An 18,598-nucleotide genomic window follows, 5' to 3' on the forward strand; every position below is an offset into this window, starting at 1 on the left:
CAGGGGGTTATCCACAGGCTGGGGATCGGCGGCCGAAGCCCGGTGCGGAGTGTGCTGGAATTTGCGGGTGACTTCCGAGACGCGGAGCGACAGACCGCCTGGCCGGCTCGTGGCGCCGGCCACGGTGTTGATCGCCGCCTCGATCACGCTGACGATCGCCCTTGGTCTGCTCGGCCCGTCAGCCATGATCCCGGCGCTGGGAGGTCCGGGCTGGCACCCGCCCTACTCCCTGGACGCCCACCCTCACCCCTACCTGGCGGTGACGATGGCCGCCGCCGCACTCGTCCTCGGCGGTCTCGGACTGCTGGCGGCTCTGACGGCGCTCCCCGCAGCGGCCACCTCCGCCCGCCTGCCCCGCATGCTCGTGATCGCCGGCAGCCTGGCCGCCGGTCTCCTGGCGTTCCTGCCCCCGGCGGGGTCGGGCGACCATCTCAACTACGCCGCCTACGGCCGCATGGTCACCCTGGGCCTCGATCCTTACACTCACGGCGCGCACACCCTGCCCGGCGACCCCATCGCCGACGCGGTCGAAGCGCCGTGGCGCGAGGAGCCCAGCGTCTACGGTCCCGTGGCAACGGCCGTGCAGGCCCTGGCCGCCTGGATCGGCGGCGACTCGCTCCGGCTCACCATCTTCGTCCTTGCCCTGGTCAACGCCGCCGCCTTCATCGCCACCGGCCTGCTGATAGACCGCCTCACGAGAGCCGATCCAGCCAGGCGCACACGGGCCGCCCTACTGTGGACGGCCAACCCGCTGCTGCTCTACCACCTCGTCGCGGGCCTGCACGTGGACACCCTGGTCATCGCCTGCATGGTGGCGGCTCTCCTCGTCAGAGGCCGGCCTGCGGCCGGAGGAGCGCTGCTCGGCCTGGGGGTCGCCCTCAAGCTCAACGCCGGGCTGGTGGCTCTCGGACCGGCCTGGGAACTACGCCGCCGCCCGGCCCGCCTGGCACTGATGGCCGGGGTCGCCTTGACGGTGGTGGCCGCCGGCTACGCCATCGTCGGACCGGCCGCGCTCGAACCCGTGACCCGGACGAGCAAATCCATCTCCAATGCCTCGTTCTGGAAACTGGTCCAGGGCTGGCTGCAGTCACTGGTCGGCACGGGCAGCGCCTATCGAGCCGAAATCCAGATCGGCTCCCTACTCGTTCTCGCCCTCGTAGCCTGGTCCCTCTTCCGCCTGACCACCCACCGCCAACCCCTCACCGCCAGGCTCTTCACCTTCGGGGCCCCACAAGGCGCCGTTGAGCGCCCGCCGGGCGGCGATCCCGAGCACCCGCCAAGCGGGCGCCGGCAAGCCCACACAGGTGCCAAGGGGGCCGGCAGTGCGGCGGCGGTCGGCCGTGTAACGGTCGCATCCACCTCCAAGGTGCCTGACCCAGCTCTTCGGCAGGCGGACGGGGTGCATACCGACACGGGGTCCGGGGGTCGCGAGCGCCTAGGGCGCGGGGGCGGCGGAGGCAGCGGTGGCGATGAGGCGACGGTTGTGGCCTTGGTGCTGGTGGTCGCCTACCTGTTCGCCTCGCCGTACGTGCTGCCCTGGTACGACGGGCTGGCGTTCGGGCTGCTGGCCCTGGTCGCGGCGTCCGCCGTGGACCGCTTCATGGTCGTACACCTGATCGTGCTGTCGCTGGCCTACCTGCCCGCGCGCGTCGCCGGGCAGCCGCCGGAGCTCGAATGGCTCAGGACCGTCGTACGGGGCGAGCTGGCTCCGTGGGCGCTGCTTGCGCTGACGGCGGCTCTGGTGGCGTGGACTTGGCGAGCTGCAGGGCGCGTACGCAAGCGGCCAGGGTTAGGGGCACCGCGACCGTGAGCGCCATCGACGGGATGGCGATGCCCGAGTCGTTCATCAGGAAGCCGATGAAGGCGCAGGTCAGGGCGCCGATCAGGCCTGCGCGGAGTGCGGGGGCGAGCGCGTAGGTCTGGCCGAGTGCCGAGGCGCCCCAGCGGGAGGGCCTGTTGAGCACCAGGAAGAGGAAGGCCAGCGCGACCAGGGAGAGGAGCGTCAGTGACCAGTTCCCGACGGTTACGCCCACCATCGCAGTGAACTTACGGACGACGACGGTCAACGCCTGACCGTCGATGACCTGCTGCACGAAGGTGCCCAGGTGGGTGCGCTGTGTGGCGGGGCGCAGCCAGTCGAACAGGGCGATGGCGCTGATGAGCCCGCCTCCGGCCAGGCCGACCAGCAGCAGCTTCACCACCGAGACGCGGCGGCCGGAGAGCAGGATGAGGAAGACGGCCAACCCCACCACGAACGCGGGCACCCCGCCGAAGTCCGCGCCCCAGGAGGGCCATCCGTCCGCGAACACCGCCAGTCCGCCGTACAGGCCGCACACCAGCATCGTCACGAACCTCGACGTACCCCTGCCCGTCAGCCACTGCGCGACCCCGGCCAGGCCCAGGATGGTGCCGGTGGCGTAGATGGCGAAGGCGATGTTGCTGAAACCGTAGAACCGGCCGCCGGTGACGGGCTCGTACCCGGAGACGGCGTTGACCTGAAGGGTGGAGCCGGTCATCACATCGACCAGCATCGAAACGGAGGTGACGGCCGCGACCACGGTCAGCGGGCCGAGCACGTGCGTACGCCAGGGGCCGGCGAAGGCCAGGGCGGTGATGAGGCCGGCGATCGCCAGGATGGTGACGATCAGGGCGGTCATCGGCGCGGGCAGGCTCCACCAGGGCACCAACTGCGCGAGGAACGTGGCGACGGCGATGCCTCCGCTCACCACAGAGACCACCTGCACGGCCACCAGCAGTCGAGAGGCGCTCGCCACGTCGAACCCGGCCCGGTTCGTGGGGAGGTCGGCGCTCTCGGCGGGCGGCTGAGTCCGGTGCTCGACTCCGTTGCCGTTGCCGTTGCCCTTGCCGTTGCCGTTGGGCGAAGTAGCGGGCTCTGTCGGCTGTGCTGGGCTCGTGCTCTTGTGGGAGTCAGCGAGCCCTGTTCCAGGCACTGGACTGGGGCTTGAGGCTGTGGAGTCTTCACCCTGTGCCGGGCTGGTGCCGGAGGCGGTGGGGTCTTCTGCGTGTACTGGGCTGGTGCTGGAGGCAGTGAGGTTTGTTGGGTGCGCGGGGACGGCTTTCCCGGAGGACGGGGGGTTAGCCGACGGGGCTGGGGTTTCTGCGTCTCTGCGGGGGGTGTCCTGTGCGGGAGTGGGGGCGGCGGCGCGGCGGCGGCGGAGGGCTAGTGCGGCGAAAGCGTAGAAGAGGAGTTGGACCGTCACGAAAATGGCGAAGAAGGGGCCGCGGACCGTGACGAGGACCTGGCTGGCCAAGTCGGCGTCGGCCAGTTCGGTGACCGCGTCGGTGGGCGGGGCCGGGGTGGCGGCGGATTGCCAGGGACGGCCGACGACCTGGGGTGCGGGTTCGGCGCCGGCCAGCTGGATGGTTGTGGCGGTCAGGTCGGGAAGGGTGACCAGGGCGTCCTGGCGGGTGGAGGTTGCGGTCAGGTGGCTGTGGCCGTACGGGCGGCCGGTGGGGGACGGGCCGGCGGCGATGGCGACGTGGAGGTGGGCGCCCGGGGTGACGTCCGAGACGCCTGCTACCAGGACCGTCGTGCCGGCGGGGAGTGTGGTGAGGAGGGCGCCGATTCGGCGGTCGGCCGCTGCGACCGCTGCTTGGCGGGTGGTCGAGGGCATGGAGGTGGGGATGCCGTACTCGTCCTTGGGTTGTTCGGCCCAGGCGTTGGCGAGGTCGGGGGCCTCCATGACGATCAGGGTGTAGCGGGCCGGGTCGCCCAGGGCTTCAGGTTCTGTGGCGTATTTGGCGATATTTCCGGATTTGTCGGCGGCGGCAAGGGCTGCTCCTGGGCCGATCGCGGCCACCGTTCCGCCGGAGTCGGTGATGGTTTGGCCGAGCGTGCCCAGTTGGGCGGCGTACCCGGTGGTGGACTGGTGTGTCACCAGGTCGCGCCAGCCTGGGATCGCCGCGCCCTCGCCGTTGGGCTGGGGGGTGGGGGTGGCCTGGCAGCCCTTGCCCGGTGTGCCGGCCCGTTGGCCTGCCGACACGGTGAGCCAGCCGCCGACGGGGCAGGTGATGCCGCGGCCCTGGGGCGGCACGGTCCGGGTGGACATCGAGGCGGAGCCGCCCTGGGTGACGAGCTTCCAGAGGTTCGGGGTGCGGGACCGGTGGATGTCGCTCCACACGAGGCCGGGCACGCCGACGAGCGCCACGCGGCCCTGGCCTGGGGCGGTGGGGCTCTGGGTGAAGGTGCTTGAGCTCTGGGTGAAGGCTGAGGCGGTGGCTGGGGTGGGGGTGCAGAGGACCGTGAGCATCATGGCCAGCAGCAGGGAGGTGAAGGTGCGCATGGCTGGGCGCCGTACTTGTTGCGCCGGACTCCGCCGTACCTTGTGCCCGCCGTACCGGCGCCTGAGAGGAAGGGCGCTTCGCTTGAGAGGAAGGGTGCTTCGTCCGAGGGCGGTCGGCCTGACGGGAAGGGTGCTTCGGTCAAGGGTGGTTGGTGTGCTGGGGAGGGTGGTCGAAGGTTGGGTGAGGGGTAGCGGGGGCTGTGGGATGGCGTCGGAGGCAGCGTTGGACGACGCGCCCGTGGATGCGTGGGCGGTGGTGGGGGGTGAGGTGGTGAGCGCGCCGGAGGTGGCTTGCGGCATGTGCGGATCCCCCAGTGTTGGCGCGCTCGACAAACAACAGCCACGGTAACGTGCCACACCGTGACAAGTGTCGAGGCGCCGGTGAAGCGGCGGCAGTGGTGGGCGTGGGCCGTCGTGGTGCTGGTCGTCGCCGCGGCGGTGGCGCCGCTGGTGCAGCAGTGGCTGACGAACCCGGACGACCAGCGCCTCGTCGACCTCGACGTTTACCGTACCGGCGGGCAGATGCTGCTTGAGGGCCGACCGGTGTACGACTATTTCACCCCTGCCCCGCAATTGCTGCCGTTCACGTACCCGCCGATCGCGGCGATGCTGGCGGCGCTGCTGGCGGAGATGTCCTGGGGGACCGCGCAGTGGGTGTGGACGGCGGGGATCTTCCTGGCGCTGGCCGTGGCGGTGGGGTTCTCGTTCAGGCAGGTGCTCGGGCGGCTCGGGCGGTACGCACCCTGGGTGTTCGCGTTCCTGATGGTCGCCTGCACCTACCTGATGCCGATCCGGGACCAGGTGCGGTTCGGGCAGGTGGACATCCTGCTGGTGGCGCTCTGCCTGGCCGACTGCGTGGCGAGGCGGCCGTGGTGGCCGCGCGGGTTCCTGATCGGGCTGGCCACGGCGGTGAAGCTCACGCCGGGCGTCTTCCTGATCTATCTGCTGGTGACGCGGCAGTGGCGGACGCTGTTCATGGCGTCGTTCGTGACGGCGCTGCTGACGTTGCTGCCGTTCGCGGTGGTGCCGCAGGACGCGGTGGACTTCTGGTTCGGGGCGCTGCTGGACTCCGAGCGTTTGGGCGCGAACGCCGCCACCACCAACCAGTCGATGCGCGGCATGCTCATCCGTCTGTACATGCCTGACGCGCTGACGTCGGTGATCTGGCTGGCGTTGGTGGCGGTGGTCGGCTGGTACGGATTCCGCGGCGCGAGGGACGCCTATCTGGCCAGGGAGCCGCTGAGGGCCGTCGCGCTCGTGGGGCTGATGGCGGTGTTGCTCTCGCCGGTCGCCTGGATTCACCATCTGGCCTGGGTGGTCGTGGTGCTGGGCGCGATCGTGGGCGACGGGCGTGATCCGGTCAGGCTGCGGGTGGCCGCGGGGGTGTGGCTGTATTACGTGGTGCCGGTGCCCTGGTGGGGGGTGGCGTTGAAGGCGGCCGAGATCCCGGTCGTCAGCCCGGTCCTCGGCAAGATCGTGCAGAACGGCTTCGGGCTGGGGGCGCTGGCCCTGGTCTGGCTGCTGGCTCACTGGCTGCCGAGGGCGGCCCGAAAACCCGACACCACGCGTCAACCTGCGGATACCCTGGACGCATGCCCAGAATCTCGTATCTCGGACCTGAGGGGACCTTCACCGAAGAGGCCCTGAGGCTCCTGGAGCCCGGCGCCGAGCAGCTGTCCTGCGCCAACGTCACCGCCGCGCTCAACGCCGTGCGCAGCGGGGAGGCCGACGGCGCCGTCGTGCCGCTGGAGAACTCCCTTGAGGGCGGGATCACCACCACGCTGGACGAGTTCGCCTGGGGCGAGCCGTTGCTGATCACCGCCGAGCTGCTGCTGCCGGTGCGGTTCTCGCTGCTGGCCAGGCCGGACACCGAGATCGGGCACATCAAGCGCGTCTACACGCACCCGGCGGCGATCACGCAGTGCCGGGCCTTCACCAGCCGCGAGCTGCCGGACGCCGTCGTGGTGTCCGCGCCGTCGACCGCGGCGGCGGCCCAGGAGGTCGCGCTGCCGGGCTCGCCGTATGACGCGGCGATCGCCGCGCCCATCGCGGGCGAGCACTACGGGCTGGTGGAGCTGGCGGGTGACATCGGCGACCGGGCCGACACCGTGACCAGGTTCATCAGGGTGAGCAGGCCGGGCGCGCTGCCTGAGCCGACCGGGTCGGACCGGACCACGCTGGTCGTCTTCCTGGCCGACGACCATCCGGGCGCGCTGCTGGAGATGCTGACCGAGTTCTCGGTGCGCGGCGTCAACCTGAGCCGGATCGAGTCGCGGCCCACCCGTGACGGCATCGGCCGCTACTTCTTCCACTTCGACTTCGAGGGCCACGTGGCGGACGCGCGGGTCGGCGAGGCGATTTCCGGGCTGCGTCGCATCTGCGCCGAGGTGCGCTTCCTCGGCAGCTATCCGCGTGCCGACGGCGTCGCTCCCCAGATCAAGAGGGGGACGGCCGACCCGGACTTCTCCGAGGCGGGGCAGTGGCTGGCCAGGATCCGGGCCGGACAGGTCTAATGCGGGAGCGGGCCGCCGGTCAACGCCGGTAGCCTTTCCTTGTGATTGACCTGCGTACCCTTCGTGAGGATCCCGACCGGCTACGGGCGTCGCAGCGTGCCCGCGGTGAGGACGACTCCATCGTCGACACGCTGCTCGGCCTTGAGGAGCGCCGCCGTTCGGCGCTGACCTCGTTCGAGACCATGCGCGCGGAGCAGAAGAGTCTGGGCAAGTCCGTCTCCCGGGCGCAGGGGGAGGAGAAGGCTTCGCTGCTCCAGCGGGCCAAGGACCTCGCCTCGCAGGTCAAGTCCGCCGAGGCCGAGGCCGAGAAGCTGGCCGGTGAGCTCGACGAGCTGCTCCAGACGGTGCCCAACATCGTCGAGGATGGCGCGCCTCCCGGCGGCGAGGACGACTACGTCGTGCTGGAGACCCACGGCGAGCCGCGGGTGTTCGACTTCGAGCCGAGGGACCACCTCGACCTGGGCGAGCGGCTCGGCGCCATTGACATGGAGCGGGGCGCCAAGGTGTCCGGCTCGCGGTTCTTCTTCCTCAGGGGCGTGGGCGCGCGGCTGCAGCTCGGCCTGCTCAACATGGCCATGCAGCACGCGATCGAGCGCGGGTTCATCCCGATGATCACGCCGGTGCTGGTCAAGCCGGAGACCATGCAGGGCACCGGCTTCCACGTCGCCCACGACAAGGAGATCTACCGCCTTCCCGACGACGACCTCTACCTGGTCGGCACGTCGGAGGTGGCGCTGGCGGGCTACCACGCCCAGGAGATCCTCGGCGGCGACGAGCTGCCGCTGCGCTACGCCGGCTGGTCGTCGTGCTTCCGCCGCGAGGCCGGCTCCTACGGCAAGGACACCAGGGGCATCATCCGGGTGCACCAGTTCGACAAGGTCGAGATGTTCTCCTACGTGCGTCCCGAGGACGCCCACGAGGAGCACCAGCGCTTGCTCTCCTACGAGAGGGAGATGCTGGCCAAGATCGAGGTGCCGTACCGGATCATCGACACGGCGGCCGGCGACCTCGGCATGTCGGCGGCGCGCAAGTTCGACTGCGAGGCGTGGATCCCCACCCAGGGCCGTTACCGCGAGCTGACGTCCACCTCCAACTGCACCGAGTTCCAGGCCCGCAGGCTCGCCGTCCGCTTCCGGGACAAGGAGGGCAAGCCCCAGCACCTGGCCACGCTCAACGGCACGCTGGCCACCACCCGCTGGATCGTCGCCATCCTGGAGAACCACCAGCAGGCCGACGGTTCCGTGGTGGTGCCCGAGGCGCTGCGCCCCTTCGTGGGCCTGGACGTGCTGGAGCCCGTCAAGTAGACCCGCGTACGACACGCTGACGTGCGCTCCTGCGCAGCGTCACGAGTCCGCCGACCGCGGACCCGAGGCCGAGCAGGAGCGCCAGCGTGAGCGCCGTGCCGTAGCCGTCGATCCAGCCTTCGCCCCAGCCTCTGAAGGGCGCGGCGACGGCGAGCCCGACCAGCACCCCGGCGGCCAGCGCGTTGACGACCCCGCGCGAGCCGAGCCGCGCGTCGGGGACGAGCGAGGCCGCCATGATCACCGAAGTGATCATGAGGACCGCGCCGGTCAGCCCCAGGAGCGCCAGTACGGGGCTGTCCGCCAGGTACGGCCCCGGCACCAGGGTCACGGCCCCGACGCCGCTCAGGGCGACGATGAGGCCCGGCCGGGTGCGCCGGGGGGACGACGACACCATCGCCTGGGTCGCCAGGCCCGCGAGCACGGTCCACAGCGCGGCCAGCGCGGCCGCCCACATCTCGCCGCCGGTGGGCCGGGCGGGCCCGGTCAGCGGCACGGCCGCGTCCTCCGACAGGGTCAGCCCGGAGAAGCCGAGCCTGCGCCACTGCCCGTCCACATCGCGTACGGCCACGCCATCACGACCGTTGGCCACGACCACCACGTGCCCACCGCCCTGCCTCGGCTGGACAGCCAGCGAGGTCGAGCGGATGTCCTCGGCCGACAGGGCGTGTTCCAGTGCCTCCACCCGTTCCGGCGGCACCTCCCAGGAGACGGTCCAGCTCTTGCCCCCGTCGTCGGACTGCATGACGCGCATGGGGCCGGTGATCGAGTAACAGCGTTCCGTCTTCTTCGGCACGCAGGCCGCCCGCTGCGCGCGCCGGCCGTCGTCCTCCGTCAGCAGGCTCTGCAGGCTCCACGTCCAGCCGCCGTCATCAGAGACGAGGTCCGGGGCGCCGTATTCGTCGTATTCGGTGGAGACGACGACGGCGCCTTGGTCCACGACGACGTACAGGGCCGACGGCGGCATGGGCGAGGCGCCACTCCCGGTGGCGGTCACGGAGAGTACGGCCAGCGGCAGGATGACGAGCACTCCCCGGCGGCGCGGGTCCGGCCTGAGGGCGCGCTGCCGTACCCACCAGGCGAGCCCGAGCGCGGGCAGGGCGAGCAGGTCCGTGTAATCGGCCAGGACGCGCGATGGGCCGGCGAGTGCGGTCCAGGCTAGGGAGGCGACCTCCGCGCCCGTCTCCGTGGCTTTCACGAGCGTATAGAGCGCCCCAGTGAGAATGGTGGCGGCCAGGTCGGCGCGACGGCCCAGCAGGAGGGCCACCAGAGGAGACGCGACGACCAGACCGGCGACGTCACTGACTTTGCCGGTGACGAGTCCGGGCCACGCCTCTTTGAGCAGGTGGTCGTTGAGCAGCAGCACGAACAGCGAGACCACAGTTACGGGGTGGCATAACCACGCATATCTCATATGTGGCTTGATGAGGGGAATGCATGGCAGGTTCACTGTCCGTGTGAATCGAGTCACAGTCGTGACAACAAGCGGTCAATACGAGACAGGTTGTCCCAAAAGAGTGCCCGGTAAACGCGAAAGGCCGGAGTCCGCTGGAAGCGAACCCCGGCCAGTCTCGCCGTTACAGGTCAGATAGCACGGACCTGGGAGGCCTGCGGCCCCTTCTGGCCCTGTGTGATCTCGAACTCGACCCGCTGGCCGTCTTCAAGGCTGCGGTAGCCGTTGCCGACGATCTCGGAGAAGTGCACGAACACGTCCGGCGCACCGCCGTCCGGGGCGATGAAGCCGAAGCCCTTCTCAGCGTTGAACCACTTGACGGTTCCCTGAGCCATAAAAGCTCTCCCTCAGGATGTGAATCTATGGGACCCACACCTCGTGGGTCCCGGTGTGTCGTACAGCAAGCACCCCGGGGTGGCTCAGACAAACTCATGCTGGTATTCACTACGGGATCGCTAATACAACGCCACCACATCTAACACCATTCTGCCGCGTTGGTGTTCCTCTCCCTAGGAAGATTTCTGGCCGGTGGCATCACCGGGCAAACTGGAACCTGTTATGCACAGCCTTCCCACGCCCCGCCTTGTGGCCACCGACCTGGACGGCACTGCTCTGCGTACCGACGGAACGGTGTCTCCCCGCACGGCCGCGGCGTTCGCGAAAGTCGAGGAATTCGGCGCCATGCTGGTCTTCGTGACCGGCCGGCCGCCCCGGTGGATGGGCGGTGTGGCGAACACGGTGCGTCACCGTGGTGTGGCCATCTGTGCCAACGGCGCGCTGGTCTACGATTTGCACAGCGAACGGATAGTTGAATCTCACCTCATCGACGTACAGGTGCTCGAGGAAGTCGTCGCTCAGCTTCGAGCGAACGTCCCCGAGCTCGCCTTTTCGGTCGAGTACGAAGGTGGCTTCGCGCATGAGTCGGAATTCCGGCTCGGAAGCTGGGACCGCAAGGCCACGGCGGGGTCCCTGCCGGTCCGGCGGACGCTCACCTCGCGGCCCTGCGCCAAACTGCTGGCCCTGCACCCGGAGATGGGGCCCGACGAGCTGCACGCCACCGTGCACGGCCTGGTGGGCCATCTGGTCACCGCGACGCACTCCAGCGGCAAGGGGCTGATCGAGATGAGCGCGCGCGGGGTCACCAAGGCCACCGCCCTGGCCACCCTGGCCGAACGGCACGGGATCAAGGCGTCACAGGTGGTGGCCTTCGGTGACATGCCGAACGACCTGCCCATGCTGAGCTGGGCAGGCACGTCCTACGCGGTCGCCAACGCGCACCCCGGCGTGCTGGCCACGGTCGATCACGTGACCGCGGCCAACGACGACGACGGCGTCGCCCGGGTGCTCGAACAGCTCTACAGGTAGGGGCCGGAGCCGCCGGGAGGCCGCGGCTGCTCCTCGCCGTGCGGCACGCCGGGCAGCGCTCTGCGCATCTGCTCCAGCTGCGCCCTGGCCGCCATCTGCTGCGCGAACAGCGTGGTCTGGATGCCGTGGAACAGCCCCTCCAGCCAGCCCACGAGCTGGGCGTGCGCGATGCGCAGCTCCGCGTCGCTGGGCGGCGCGCCGTTCTCCTCGGTGAAGGGCAGCGACAGTCGCTCCAGCTCCTCGACCAGCTCGGGCGCGAGGCCGTCCTCGAGCTCCTTGATGGAGGACTCGTGGATCTCCTTCAGCCGCTTACGGCTGGCCTCGTCGAGCGGGGCCGCGCGGACCTCCTCCAGAAGCTGCCTGATCATGCTGCCGATCCGCATCACCTTGGCGGGCTGCTCGACGAGGTTCGTGACCGACCGCTCATCTTCGCCGTTATCGCCCTGACCTTGGAAGTCCGGGCCCACCACCACGATGTGGGGGGTGTTGTTGTCCTCAGCATTCATACGTCTCACCGTACTAGCAGGATCTTCCCGACGTGCTCCCCTGAATCAAGCATTCGATGAGCTTCGGCCGCCTGCGACATCGGCACCTCGGCGTACACCACAGGACGCACCGCACCCCCGCTGACCAGCGGCCAGACCTTGTCGACGGTGCTGCGCACGATCGCGCCCTTGTCGTCGACCGGCCGGGCGCGCAGCGTGGTGCCGTGCACCGTCAGGCGTTTGGCCAGCAGCATGCCCAGGTCGAGCTCGGCCTTGCGGCCGCCCTGCAGCCCGATGACCACCAGCCGCCCGCCGGCGCGCAGCGCCCTGATGTTCTGCGCCAGGTACTTGGCGCCGATGATGTCGAGGATCACATCGGCCCGGACCTTCTCGGAGAAGTCCTCCTGGTGATAGTCGACGGCCTCGTCCGCGCCGAGCGCCAGGACGCGCTCGGCCTTCTCCGCCGAGCCGACCGTCGCCACCACCCGTGAGCCGAGCGCCTTGGCGAGCTGCACCGCGAACGTGCCGATCCCGCTGGTGCCGCCGTGCACGAGCAGCGTCTCGCCCTTGCGCAGCCTGCCGGTCATGAACACGTTGGACCACACCGTGCACGCCGCCTCGGGCAGCCCGGCGGCCTCCACCAGCCGCACTCCCTGTGGCACCGGCATCACCTGCTGCCAGGGCACGGCTACGCGCTCAGCGTAACCGCCGCCCGCCAGCAGGGCGCAGACCTCGTCGCCCACCCGGAACTGCTCGACGTCCGCGCCCACCTCGGCCACCACGCCGGAAGCCTCCAGCCCTGGGTACGGCGACGCGCCAGGAGGCGGGTCATAGTGGCCGTTACGTTGGTGCACGTCGGCCCGGTTGACCGCGGAGGCCGCCACCTCGATGACGATCTCACCCCGCTCCGGGCGAGGGTCGGGCACCTCGCGCCACTCCAGCACCTCGGGCCCGCCACTGCGGGTGATCTCGATGGCTCGCATGAGACCAAGGTAACGGGGCAATGAAGTTGTGGGTTGGCAGGGCTACTCTCAAGTCTTGACGTTAACCTGCGAGAGAATTTGCTGCCCCTTTAGACCCACCCGAGGGGGAACACGGTGGCAAGGCACGATCGAGAAGAATCGCTCGAGGAACAGCTAGCCTGGCTTGACGCGATCAAGGAGACGGAAGAAGTCCCGGTCAAGGTCAGTGCCTCGTCCGCGCCGGCCGACGACTCCGTCGCCTCGCCGTACCCTCAGGACCCCTGGGCGTCGGTCCCGCAGCACGACGCGCCACCCCCGCCGCTGTTCCGCGCCGCGATCGACTCCGTGTACGGCGCGGCGGCGGCCGAGCAGGCTTCCGAGGCGGAGAGCGCGCCCGGTGAGTGGCCGGACAGGGCCGCCGCCGAGGACCGGCCCGCCTTCAACGCGAAGCTGACCTTCCTGGACCAGCCGGCTCCGAAGGACGAGCCCGTCGTCAAGGACGAGCCCGCCGCCCCGCCGACCAGCCTGGGCCCGCCGACCAGCTTGGGTAAGGCGGCCGAGGACGCGTTCGTGGCGCCGCTCAGGCCGCTGCCTCGTCCCGACGACACCGACACGTACTCGATGCTGCCCCTGCCCGGCCAGGCGAAGCTCGAGGAGCAGACGGAGGAGAACCTGCCGTGGCCGCTGCCGCCCGAATGGGCGCGGTCGGCGGAGGCGTCCGGTGAGGCGGCCGTACAGGAGCAGGCGCAGGGGGATCAGGCCGAGCAGGACACCGGGCCGCAGGAGGCCATCGGGCGGGCCGAAGGGCTCAGGGCCGAGCCGCTCGCCGAGACGCCGCCACCCGCCGCCCCGCAGCGGCCTGTGGACGAGCCACGGCACATCTTCGAGGAGCCCCGGCGGCACTTCGACGAGCCGCGCCGGCCTTTCGGCGAGCGCCCCGCCGAAGCGCCCCAGCGCCCCGCCGGCGCGCCCCAGCGCGCCTTCGACGAGCCCAAGCGTCCGGTTTTCGACGAGCCCCAGCGTGCCTTCGACGAGCCCAAGCGTCCGGTTTTCGACGAACCCCAGCGCGCTTTCGACGAGCCCAAGCGTCCGGCTTTCGATGAGTCCACGCGTCCTGCTTTTGACCGGCCCAAGTCTCCCTCCGGGGAGCCGCAGCGGGCTTTCGACGAGCCTGAGCGGCCGATTCGGCCGTCTTCGGACGAGCGCGCCCTCGATGAGGCCGAGCGTCCGTTCGGGGAGCCTCGGGAGGACTTCGACGAGCCCACGCCTCCGTTCGGCAACTCCCCGCGGACCTACGACAAGCCCAAGCGTCCGCCCGTCGAGCCTCAGTGGCCCGCCGACGAGCCGCAGCACGCCTTCGGGCAGCTTCCACCGGTCTTCGACGAGCCGCAGCGTCCGGCCGTCGAGCCGCGACACCGCCAGGCGCCGGAGTTCCAGCGCTCGGTGGAGCCGCGTCACCGCCCGGCGCCGATCCCCGTGTTCAACGCCCCGCCTCGCCCGCCGGTCACCGGCAGGCCGAGCGCCGACAGCCTCGACCCGGAGACGCTGCTGCGCGGCCGCCGCAACGCCCCGTCCAAGGGCTGGCGCCGGCTGATCTTCAAGGCGTCGGGCGGCTGGATCAAGCCGGGCGAACCGCCCGAGGTCAGGCGCCGCCGCGAACTGATGACCAGAGCGCGCACCCCGGTGGCCGCCGGTCACCACCGGGTGGCCGTACTCAGTCTCAAGGGCGGGGTCGGCAAGACCACGACCACGGTCGGCCTGGGCGCGACGCTCGCGCACATGCGCGGCGACCGCGTCATCGCGATCGACGCCAACCCCGACCGGGGCACGCTGTCGGACAAGCTGGTGCTGGAGACCTCGGCCACCGTGCGCGATCTGCTCAACGAGCACGAGCAGGTCAAGAGGTACGTCGACATCAGGGCGTTCACCTCGCAGGCCCCGTCACGGCTGGAGGTGCTGGCCTCCGACCGCGACCCGTCGGTGTCCGAGGCGTTCAGTGGCGCTGATTACCAGGCCGTGTCGCAGGTGCTGGAGAACTTCTACTCCATCTGCATCACCGACTGCGGCACCGGCCTGCTGCACTCCGCCATGGGCGGCGTGCTCGGCCTGGCCGACCAGATCGTGCTGGTCAGCTCGCCGTCCGTGGACGGCGCCAGGGCCGCCTCTGCGACGCTCGATTGGCTGGAGGCCCATCACTACGGCCATCTCGTACGTGAGGCGACCGTGGTGCTGTGCAGCGTCAGGCCACGATCGAAGTCGGCCGTGGACATCAAGAAGCTGGAGGCCCACTTCGCCGCCAGGTGCCGTGCGGTGATCCGCGTGCCGTACGACCCGCACCTGGAAGAGGGCGCGGAGATCGACCTGGACCGGCTGCAGGAGTCAACCAGGGAGGCGTATCTCCAGCTGGCCGCCTATGTCGGCGATGGGTTCGCCGGCACCCAGGAGTGAGCGGAGGGTGTGGGATTCGAACCCACGAGGCCATCGCTGACCTGGCCGCTTTCAAGGCGGCTGCACTCGTCCACTATGCGAACCCTCCAGTGCGCACACAACGATAGCGGCTGTGGTGGCGCCGGTGTACGTTCAAGTGGTGGCGGATCTTAGCTTCGAGGTTCTGCGTGCCGAGGAAACCGTCACCGTGCGCCTGGACGGTGAGCTGGACAAGGTCGCCGCTCCGGCGTTCAGGGAGCGCCTGGGCAGGCTGTCGGCAGATGGCCGGCTCGACGTCGTGATCGACGCGAGCCGGTTGACCTTCTGCGACTCCAGTGGCCTGTGGGTGCTCGTCGAGCTGCAGCGCGGCGTCGCCGAGCGCGGCGGGTCGGTCACCCTCACCGGCGTGCACGGGGTTCTCCAGCGCGTGCTCGACGTGACGGGACTCAAGGCGGTCTTCGACGAGGTGTTACCCGCTCAGCTGTGACAGCAGCCACTTCGGGCCGGCGGTCTCGGCGCCGAGCGCGCTCACCCGCTCCTTCAGCCCCCGGTCGGCGGTGACGACGAGCATCCGCTCCCACGGCCGGGCCCGCTTCACCACGCCCACGATCGCGTCGTCGCCGCTGCCCGTGGCCGCCACCACCTGAATGCCCGGGATGTCCGGCACGCCCTTCGCTGCGCCCTCGACCACCGCCACCATGCGCGGGTACCACTGCACCAGCGTCGGATGCGTCAGCCTCATCCCCGCCACCGATCGCAGCAGCCGGGTGGCCGCGCCCTGCCGGTCGTTCCACCAGCCCTTCTCGGCCTGGGCGCCGACGATGTTCGCCACGTCCAGCACCACGGACTCCGGATTGATCGCGAGCTGGACCTTGTCCCACGTCGCGGCGAAGCCCGGATGCAGCACCCGGTCCGTGATCTCGGGCAGCGGCAGCCAGCACAGCTCGTCGCTCTCGCTGTTGGCGCACACGGCCGCCAGCAGCCTCGCCGACTCGGCGATCACCGTCTCGAACGCCCACCCGCCATGATCGTCACGGTAGACGCCCTGGACACGAAGGCCGTCGGCACCGAGCGCCGCCTCCTCGCGGGCCTCGCGCAGCGCGCTCGCCACGGCGTCCTCGTGGCTGTCGCGGGCGCCGCCGGGCAGCCCCCAGGTGCCGCCGTGATGGCTCCACAAAGCGCGTTTCTGCATGAGCACGTACGGGGTGCCGAGGTCGTCGTGGTGTACGGCGAGCAGCCCGGACGCGCCGTGCACCCCCCAGTGCCGGTGCCCCTGAGCACACTCGGTCCAGCCGTCGCCGTCCTTGTCCGCCATGCCGTGATCCTCTCAGCCGCCTCGCCGGAGGTCCTACCCTCGCCGTTGGGGGACCCGTACCTCCTGTGACCGTACCCACTGACGGCCGGGATGCCAGGGTCGGCGGCCAGGTCTGGCGTCACGCGCCCCTTGCCACCCACCCGTTAGGCAGGTCGTTGCGTATCTGACGTGCCTTGAGGACGGCGCCTGGGCGCGACTGCTGGAGGAGATGCAGGTCAGAACGACTCGGTCGGCCCGGGAACGGGAGCTGGTACAAATGGGGCATGAGCGAGTACGTCGGGCATCCCCCACAGCCGAACGTGCCGTCGACCCGGCGTGTCTACAGTCGGAGGTACCGTGTGTGGGCCCACGTGCTCCTGTGGACGCCGATCGCGCTTACGGTGGTCGGTGTCGTCCTCGGCCTGGGGCTGTTCGCGGCCGCTGATGCCGACGCGACATACAGTTCGTCCGCGCTCGGCTATCTCGGCCTTGTCGTGTGGGGCGGCCTCGCGATCCTGTCGCCGGTCCTGATCGGGTCGTTCATCGCCGGGCTGGTCATGCTGATCCGCACGCGCGGCTGAGATCGCGGCCTGCCTCGACCTGCTCCAGGCCGGCCCTCTGGACGGTGTCGCTGATCCGTGGTCAGGTTCGCGGTGGCGTCACCCCGGGGCGCCGCCGAAGCTGATCTCGTTGCCTTCCGCGTCCCGGTAGATCACCTTGGTCACGCCGCCGTCGTACGTCTCGCGCTCGGTCGGTTCGATGCCCCGCCGGGCGATCTCGGCGACCCGGTCGTCCAGGTCGTCGACGAACGACAGCACCAGGGCGTTCCCCGCCCGTTCCGGCTCCTGCACGATGTAGATGTACCGGTTCTCGGCCACCTCCCACACCGCCTCGATGTCGTTCGGCAGGAAAGACGGCTTCCTGCCGAAGAACTGCTCGTACCACGGCAGCGCCGCGGCGTAGTCGGTGACGGGGATGCCGGCAAAGAGGTCCAACGCCATGTCGTTCTCCGCATGTGCTCGATGTGTTGCTGATACAGACTCCGGCGGCGTCGGGAATTCATCGGTGGGCTCGGTGTCAGTGGACATGCGGTGGTGTTGCGTGTCAACCGGGCGCATGCTTGGGGCGTCCCACCGGGCAATCCCTCTACGACTGGAGTCGCGCCGTGGGTTATCCGCAGCAGCCGCAGGACCCGTATGGGCAACAGCAGCCGTCAGGGCCGTACGGGTACAGCGGGCCCCAGCCGCAGTATGGGTACGGTCAGCAGCCCTCGGGCCCGCCGCCTCGCCGCACCAACACCGGCCTGATCGTGCTGCTCGTGGTGGGACTGCCGCTCCTGCTCCTGGGCGGGTGCGCCGCCGTGGTGTTGGTGCTGGCCGATGCTGGACAGAGGGCCGTGGTGACGGAGGCTGATCCGCCTGCGCAGGTCGTGCCGTCACGTCAGCCGGAGTCGAATGCCGTGCCAACGGAGGATTCTGAATCAGCGGCCGAGGCCCAGTCGTCCGCTGCGGCGGTCGGGGGAGCCCTCACCCTTGCGGGGATCGATCCAGGGCTGAAGATGACGGTGACGCTGACCAAGGTGGTGAATCCCGCCACTCCGGATCAGTACTCGAAGCCGAAGACGGGCAACAAGCTGGTCGCCATCGAGCTGACGCTGGCGAATTCCGGTCAGGCGGTGTACGACGACTCTCCCACGAACGGCGCGACGCTGATCGACGGTGAAGGTCAGCAGTTCCGGCCTACCTATTCCGACGTGGGGGAGGGGCAAGCGTTCGGCGGCACCTCGACGATCAACATGGGCGATTCTCGTAAAGGTGTGATCGTGTTCGAGGTGCCGGAGTCGGCGCAGCCGGCCAAGTTCCAGTTCGCGTTGAACAGCGGGTTCGCTGATCAGAAGGGCGAGTGGGCGCTCAGCTGAGACCGTTGAAGCCCCGCCTGAAGGTCGAGGGGATCTCGCGGAGGCCCGGTCGATGAGGCGCCCGGTCAGGCGGACTTCCTCAGACGGGCCTGAGGAAGTCCGCCTGACCGGATCGCCGGGAAGGGAGGTTACGGCTCGAGGAGGATGGAGTTGATCGGTGAGAGGTTGACGCGGTAGGTGCCGGGGTTCATACGGGGGCCGCAGTTCTGGCCGCCGTAAGCCGTGCAGAGTCGGAAGCCGGCTCCTCCGGTCTGGTTGTTGATGATGAGGCGGGTCCCGAACACGTTGCTGAAGTTGTAGGACCCGTAACGGAAGTACATCGCCGGCCGGCCGTTCTGCGTGGCGTCCGGGTAGACGCACACGTTGCCGGAAGGGCAGGGGACCGCCCTGACCTGGTGTTGCCCTGTGGAGGCGACGGCGGGACCGGCCGACAGGGTGACGGCGACCGTGGCGGTGGCCGCGAGCGTGGCGAGCGTTCCGCGAAGCGAAGGCCGGCGGTTCTGGTTGCGCATCTTGCTGCTCCTTGTCGTGCATGAGGTGGTCGTGCATGAGGTGGGAATCGGGGGGACCGGGTGG

At 69.9% G+C, this 18,598-nt stretch carries 16 protein-coding genes, 1 tRNA gene and 1 pseudogene; 9 read left to right on the forward strand and 9 right to left on the reverse strand.

Features of this window, described 5'->3' with window-relative positions; genetic code table 11:
* Window positions 1-358: 358 nt before the first annotated feature.
* Window positions 359-1,207 (forward strand): annotated as a pseudogene (gene mptB, locus ACTMTF_RS33425) (polyprenol phosphomannose-dependent alpha 1,6 mannosyltransferase MptB); the annotation flags it as partial.
* Between the two features lie 472 nt (window positions 1,208-1,679).
* Here mptB and ACTMTF_RS33430 read toward each other — a convergent pair.
* Entirely contained in the window at window positions 1,680-4,304 is a 2,625-nt protein-coding gene (locus tag ACTMTF_RS33430; protein WP_441114251.1) for a hypothetical protein, read from the reverse strand.
* 360 nt (window positions 4,305-4,664) lie between these two features.
* Here ACTMTF_RS33430 and ACTMTF_RS33435 point away from each other — a divergent pair, with 360 nt between their 5' ends.
* The 3 genes from ACTMTF_RS33435 to serS are packed head-to-tail and all read left to right on the forward strand — an operon-like array spanning window position 4,665 to window position 8,121.
* Window positions 4,665-5,951, forward strand: a complete 1,287-nt coding sequence (locus ACTMTF_RS33435) for a glycosyltransferase 87 family protein (protein ID WP_441114252.1) — start codon at window positions 4,665-4,667, stop codon at window positions 5,949-5,951.
* Complete coding sequence (pheA, locus tag ACTMTF_RS33440; RefSeq protein ID WP_397015860.1) at window positions 5,897-6,817, forward strand: prephenate dehydratase; 921 nt, start codon at window positions 5,897-5,899, stop codon at window positions 6,815-6,817. Before ACTMTF_RS33435 ends, pheA begins: the two co-directional genes overlap by 55 nt.
* A 41-nt stretch (window positions 6,818-6,858) precedes the next feature.
* Window positions 6,859-8,121, forward strand: coding sequence for a serine--tRNA ligase (gene serS / locus ACTMTF_RS33445; protein WP_441114253.1), 1,263 nt, complete (start codon window positions 6,859-6,861; stop codon window positions 8,119-8,121).
* Here serS and ACTMTF_RS33450 read toward each other — a convergent pair.
* Both ACTMTF_RS33450 and ACTMTF_RS33455 read right to left on the reverse strand, forming a co-directional pair.
* Window positions 8,114-9,499 (reverse strand): hypothetical protein, encoded by a 1,386-nt coding sequence (locus ACTMTF_RS33450; protein WP_441114254.1) that lies wholly within the window; start codon window positions 9,497-9,499, stop codon window positions 8,114-8,116. The genes serS and ACTMTF_RS33450 overlap by 8 nt on opposite strands.
* 203 nt (window positions 9,500-9,702) lie before the next feature.
* Window positions 9,703-9,906 (reverse strand): cold-shock protein, encoded by a 204-nt coding sequence (locus tag ACTMTF_RS33455; protein ID WP_043619750.1) that lies wholly within the window; start codon window positions 9,904-9,906, stop codon window positions 9,703-9,705.
* A gap of 223 nt (window positions 9,907-10,129) precedes the next feature.
* Here ACTMTF_RS33455 and ACTMTF_RS33460 point away from each other — a divergent pair, with 223 nt between their 5' ends.
* Entirely contained in the window at window positions 10,130-10,936 is an 807-nt protein-coding gene (locus ACTMTF_RS33460; protein WP_441114255.1) for an HAD family hydrolase, read from the forward strand.
* Here the strand turns inward: ACTMTF_RS33460 and ACTMTF_RS33465 are convergent.
* Together ACTMTF_RS33465 and ACTMTF_RS33470 are read right to left on the reverse strand one after the other, a co-directional pair.
* A complete protein-coding gene (locus ACTMTF_RS33465) occupies window positions 10,927-11,442 on the reverse strand; it encodes a bacterial proteasome activator family protein (protein ID WP_441114256.1) in 516 nt (171 codons plus the stop codon). The two genes, ACTMTF_RS33460 and ACTMTF_RS33465, sit on opposite strands and share 10 nt — an antisense overlap.
* A gap of 5 nt (window positions 11,443-11,447) precedes the next feature.
* Entirely contained in the window at window positions 11,448-12,404 is a 957-nt protein-coding gene (locus ACTMTF_RS33470; protein ID WP_441114257.1) for an NAD(P)H-quinone oxidoreductase, read from the reverse strand.
* Between the two features lie 114 nt (window positions 12,405-12,518).
* On the opposite strand from ACTMTF_RS33470, the gene ACTMTF_RS33475 reads away from it, so the two are divergent.
* Complete coding sequence (locus ACTMTF_RS33475; RefSeq protein WP_441114258.1) at window positions 12,519-14,831, forward strand: nucleotide-binding protein; 2,313 nt, start codon at window positions 12,519-12,521, stop codon at window positions 14,829-14,831.
* Between the two features lies 1 nt (window position 14,832).
* Here the strand turns inward: ACTMTF_RS33475 and ACTMTF_RS33480 are convergent.
* A tRNA-Ser gene (locus ACTMTF_RS33480) sits at window positions 14,833-14,919 on the reverse strand.
* A gap of 51 nt (window positions 14,920-14,970) precedes the next feature.
* Here ACTMTF_RS33480 and ACTMTF_RS33485 point away from each other — a divergent pair.
* Entirely contained in the window at window positions 14,971-15,297 is a 327-nt protein-coding gene (locus ACTMTF_RS33485; protein ID WP_441114259.1) for an STAS domain-containing protein, read from the forward strand.
* On the opposite strand, the gene ACTMTF_RS33490 is transcribed toward ACTMTF_RS33485, so the two are convergent.
* On the reverse strand, window positions 15,280-16,125 hold the full coding sequence (locus tag ACTMTF_RS33490) for an NUDIX hydrolase (protein ID WP_397015877.1): 846 nt from the start codon (window positions 16,123-16,125) through the stop codon (window positions 15,280-15,282). The two genes, ACTMTF_RS33485 and ACTMTF_RS33490, sit on opposite strands and share 18 nt — an antisense overlap.
* A gap of 263 nt (window positions 16,126-16,388) precedes the next feature.
* Between ACTMTF_RS33490 and ACTMTF_RS33495 the strand changes: the two genes are divergently transcribed.
* Window positions 16,389-16,685 carry a hypothetical protein gene (locus ACTMTF_RS33495; RefSeq protein ID WP_441114260.1) on the forward strand — a complete coding sequence of 99 codons (297 nt, stop codon included), beginning with the start codon at window positions 16,389-16,391 and terminating at the stop codon, window positions 16,683-16,685.
* 78 nt (window positions 16,686-16,763) lie between these two features.
* Here ACTMTF_RS33495 and ACTMTF_RS33500 read toward each other — a convergent pair whose 3' ends face one another.
* Window positions 16,764-17,105 (reverse strand): VOC family protein, encoded by a 342-nt coding sequence (locus ACTMTF_RS33500; RefSeq protein ID WP_397015881.1) that lies wholly within the window; start codon window positions 17,103-17,105, stop codon window positions 16,764-16,766.
* Between the two features lie 164 nt (window positions 17,106-17,269).
* Between ACTMTF_RS33500 and ACTMTF_RS33505 the strand changes: the two genes are divergently transcribed.
* Window positions 17,270-18,022, forward strand: coding sequence for a DUF4352 domain-containing protein (locus tag ACTMTF_RS33505; RefSeq protein WP_441114261.1), 753 nt, complete (start codon window positions 17,270-17,272; stop codon window positions 18,020-18,022).
* Window positions 18,023-18,150: 128 nt separating this feature from the next.
* Here ACTMTF_RS33505 and ACTMTF_RS33510 read toward each other — a convergent pair whose 3' ends face one another.
* Window positions 18,151-18,534: a hypothetical protein gene (locus ACTMTF_RS33510; RefSeq protein WP_397015885.1), complete on the reverse strand. Its 384-nt coding sequence runs from the start codon at window positions 18,532-18,534 to the stop codon at window positions 18,151-18,153.
* Window positions 18,535-18,598 lie beyond the last annotated feature (64 nt).

The organism is Nonomuraea sp. ZG12 (assembly GCF_052068115.1).
Classification (GTDB): Bacteria; Actinomycetota; Actinomycetes; order Streptosporangiales; family Streptosporangiaceae; genus Nonomuraea.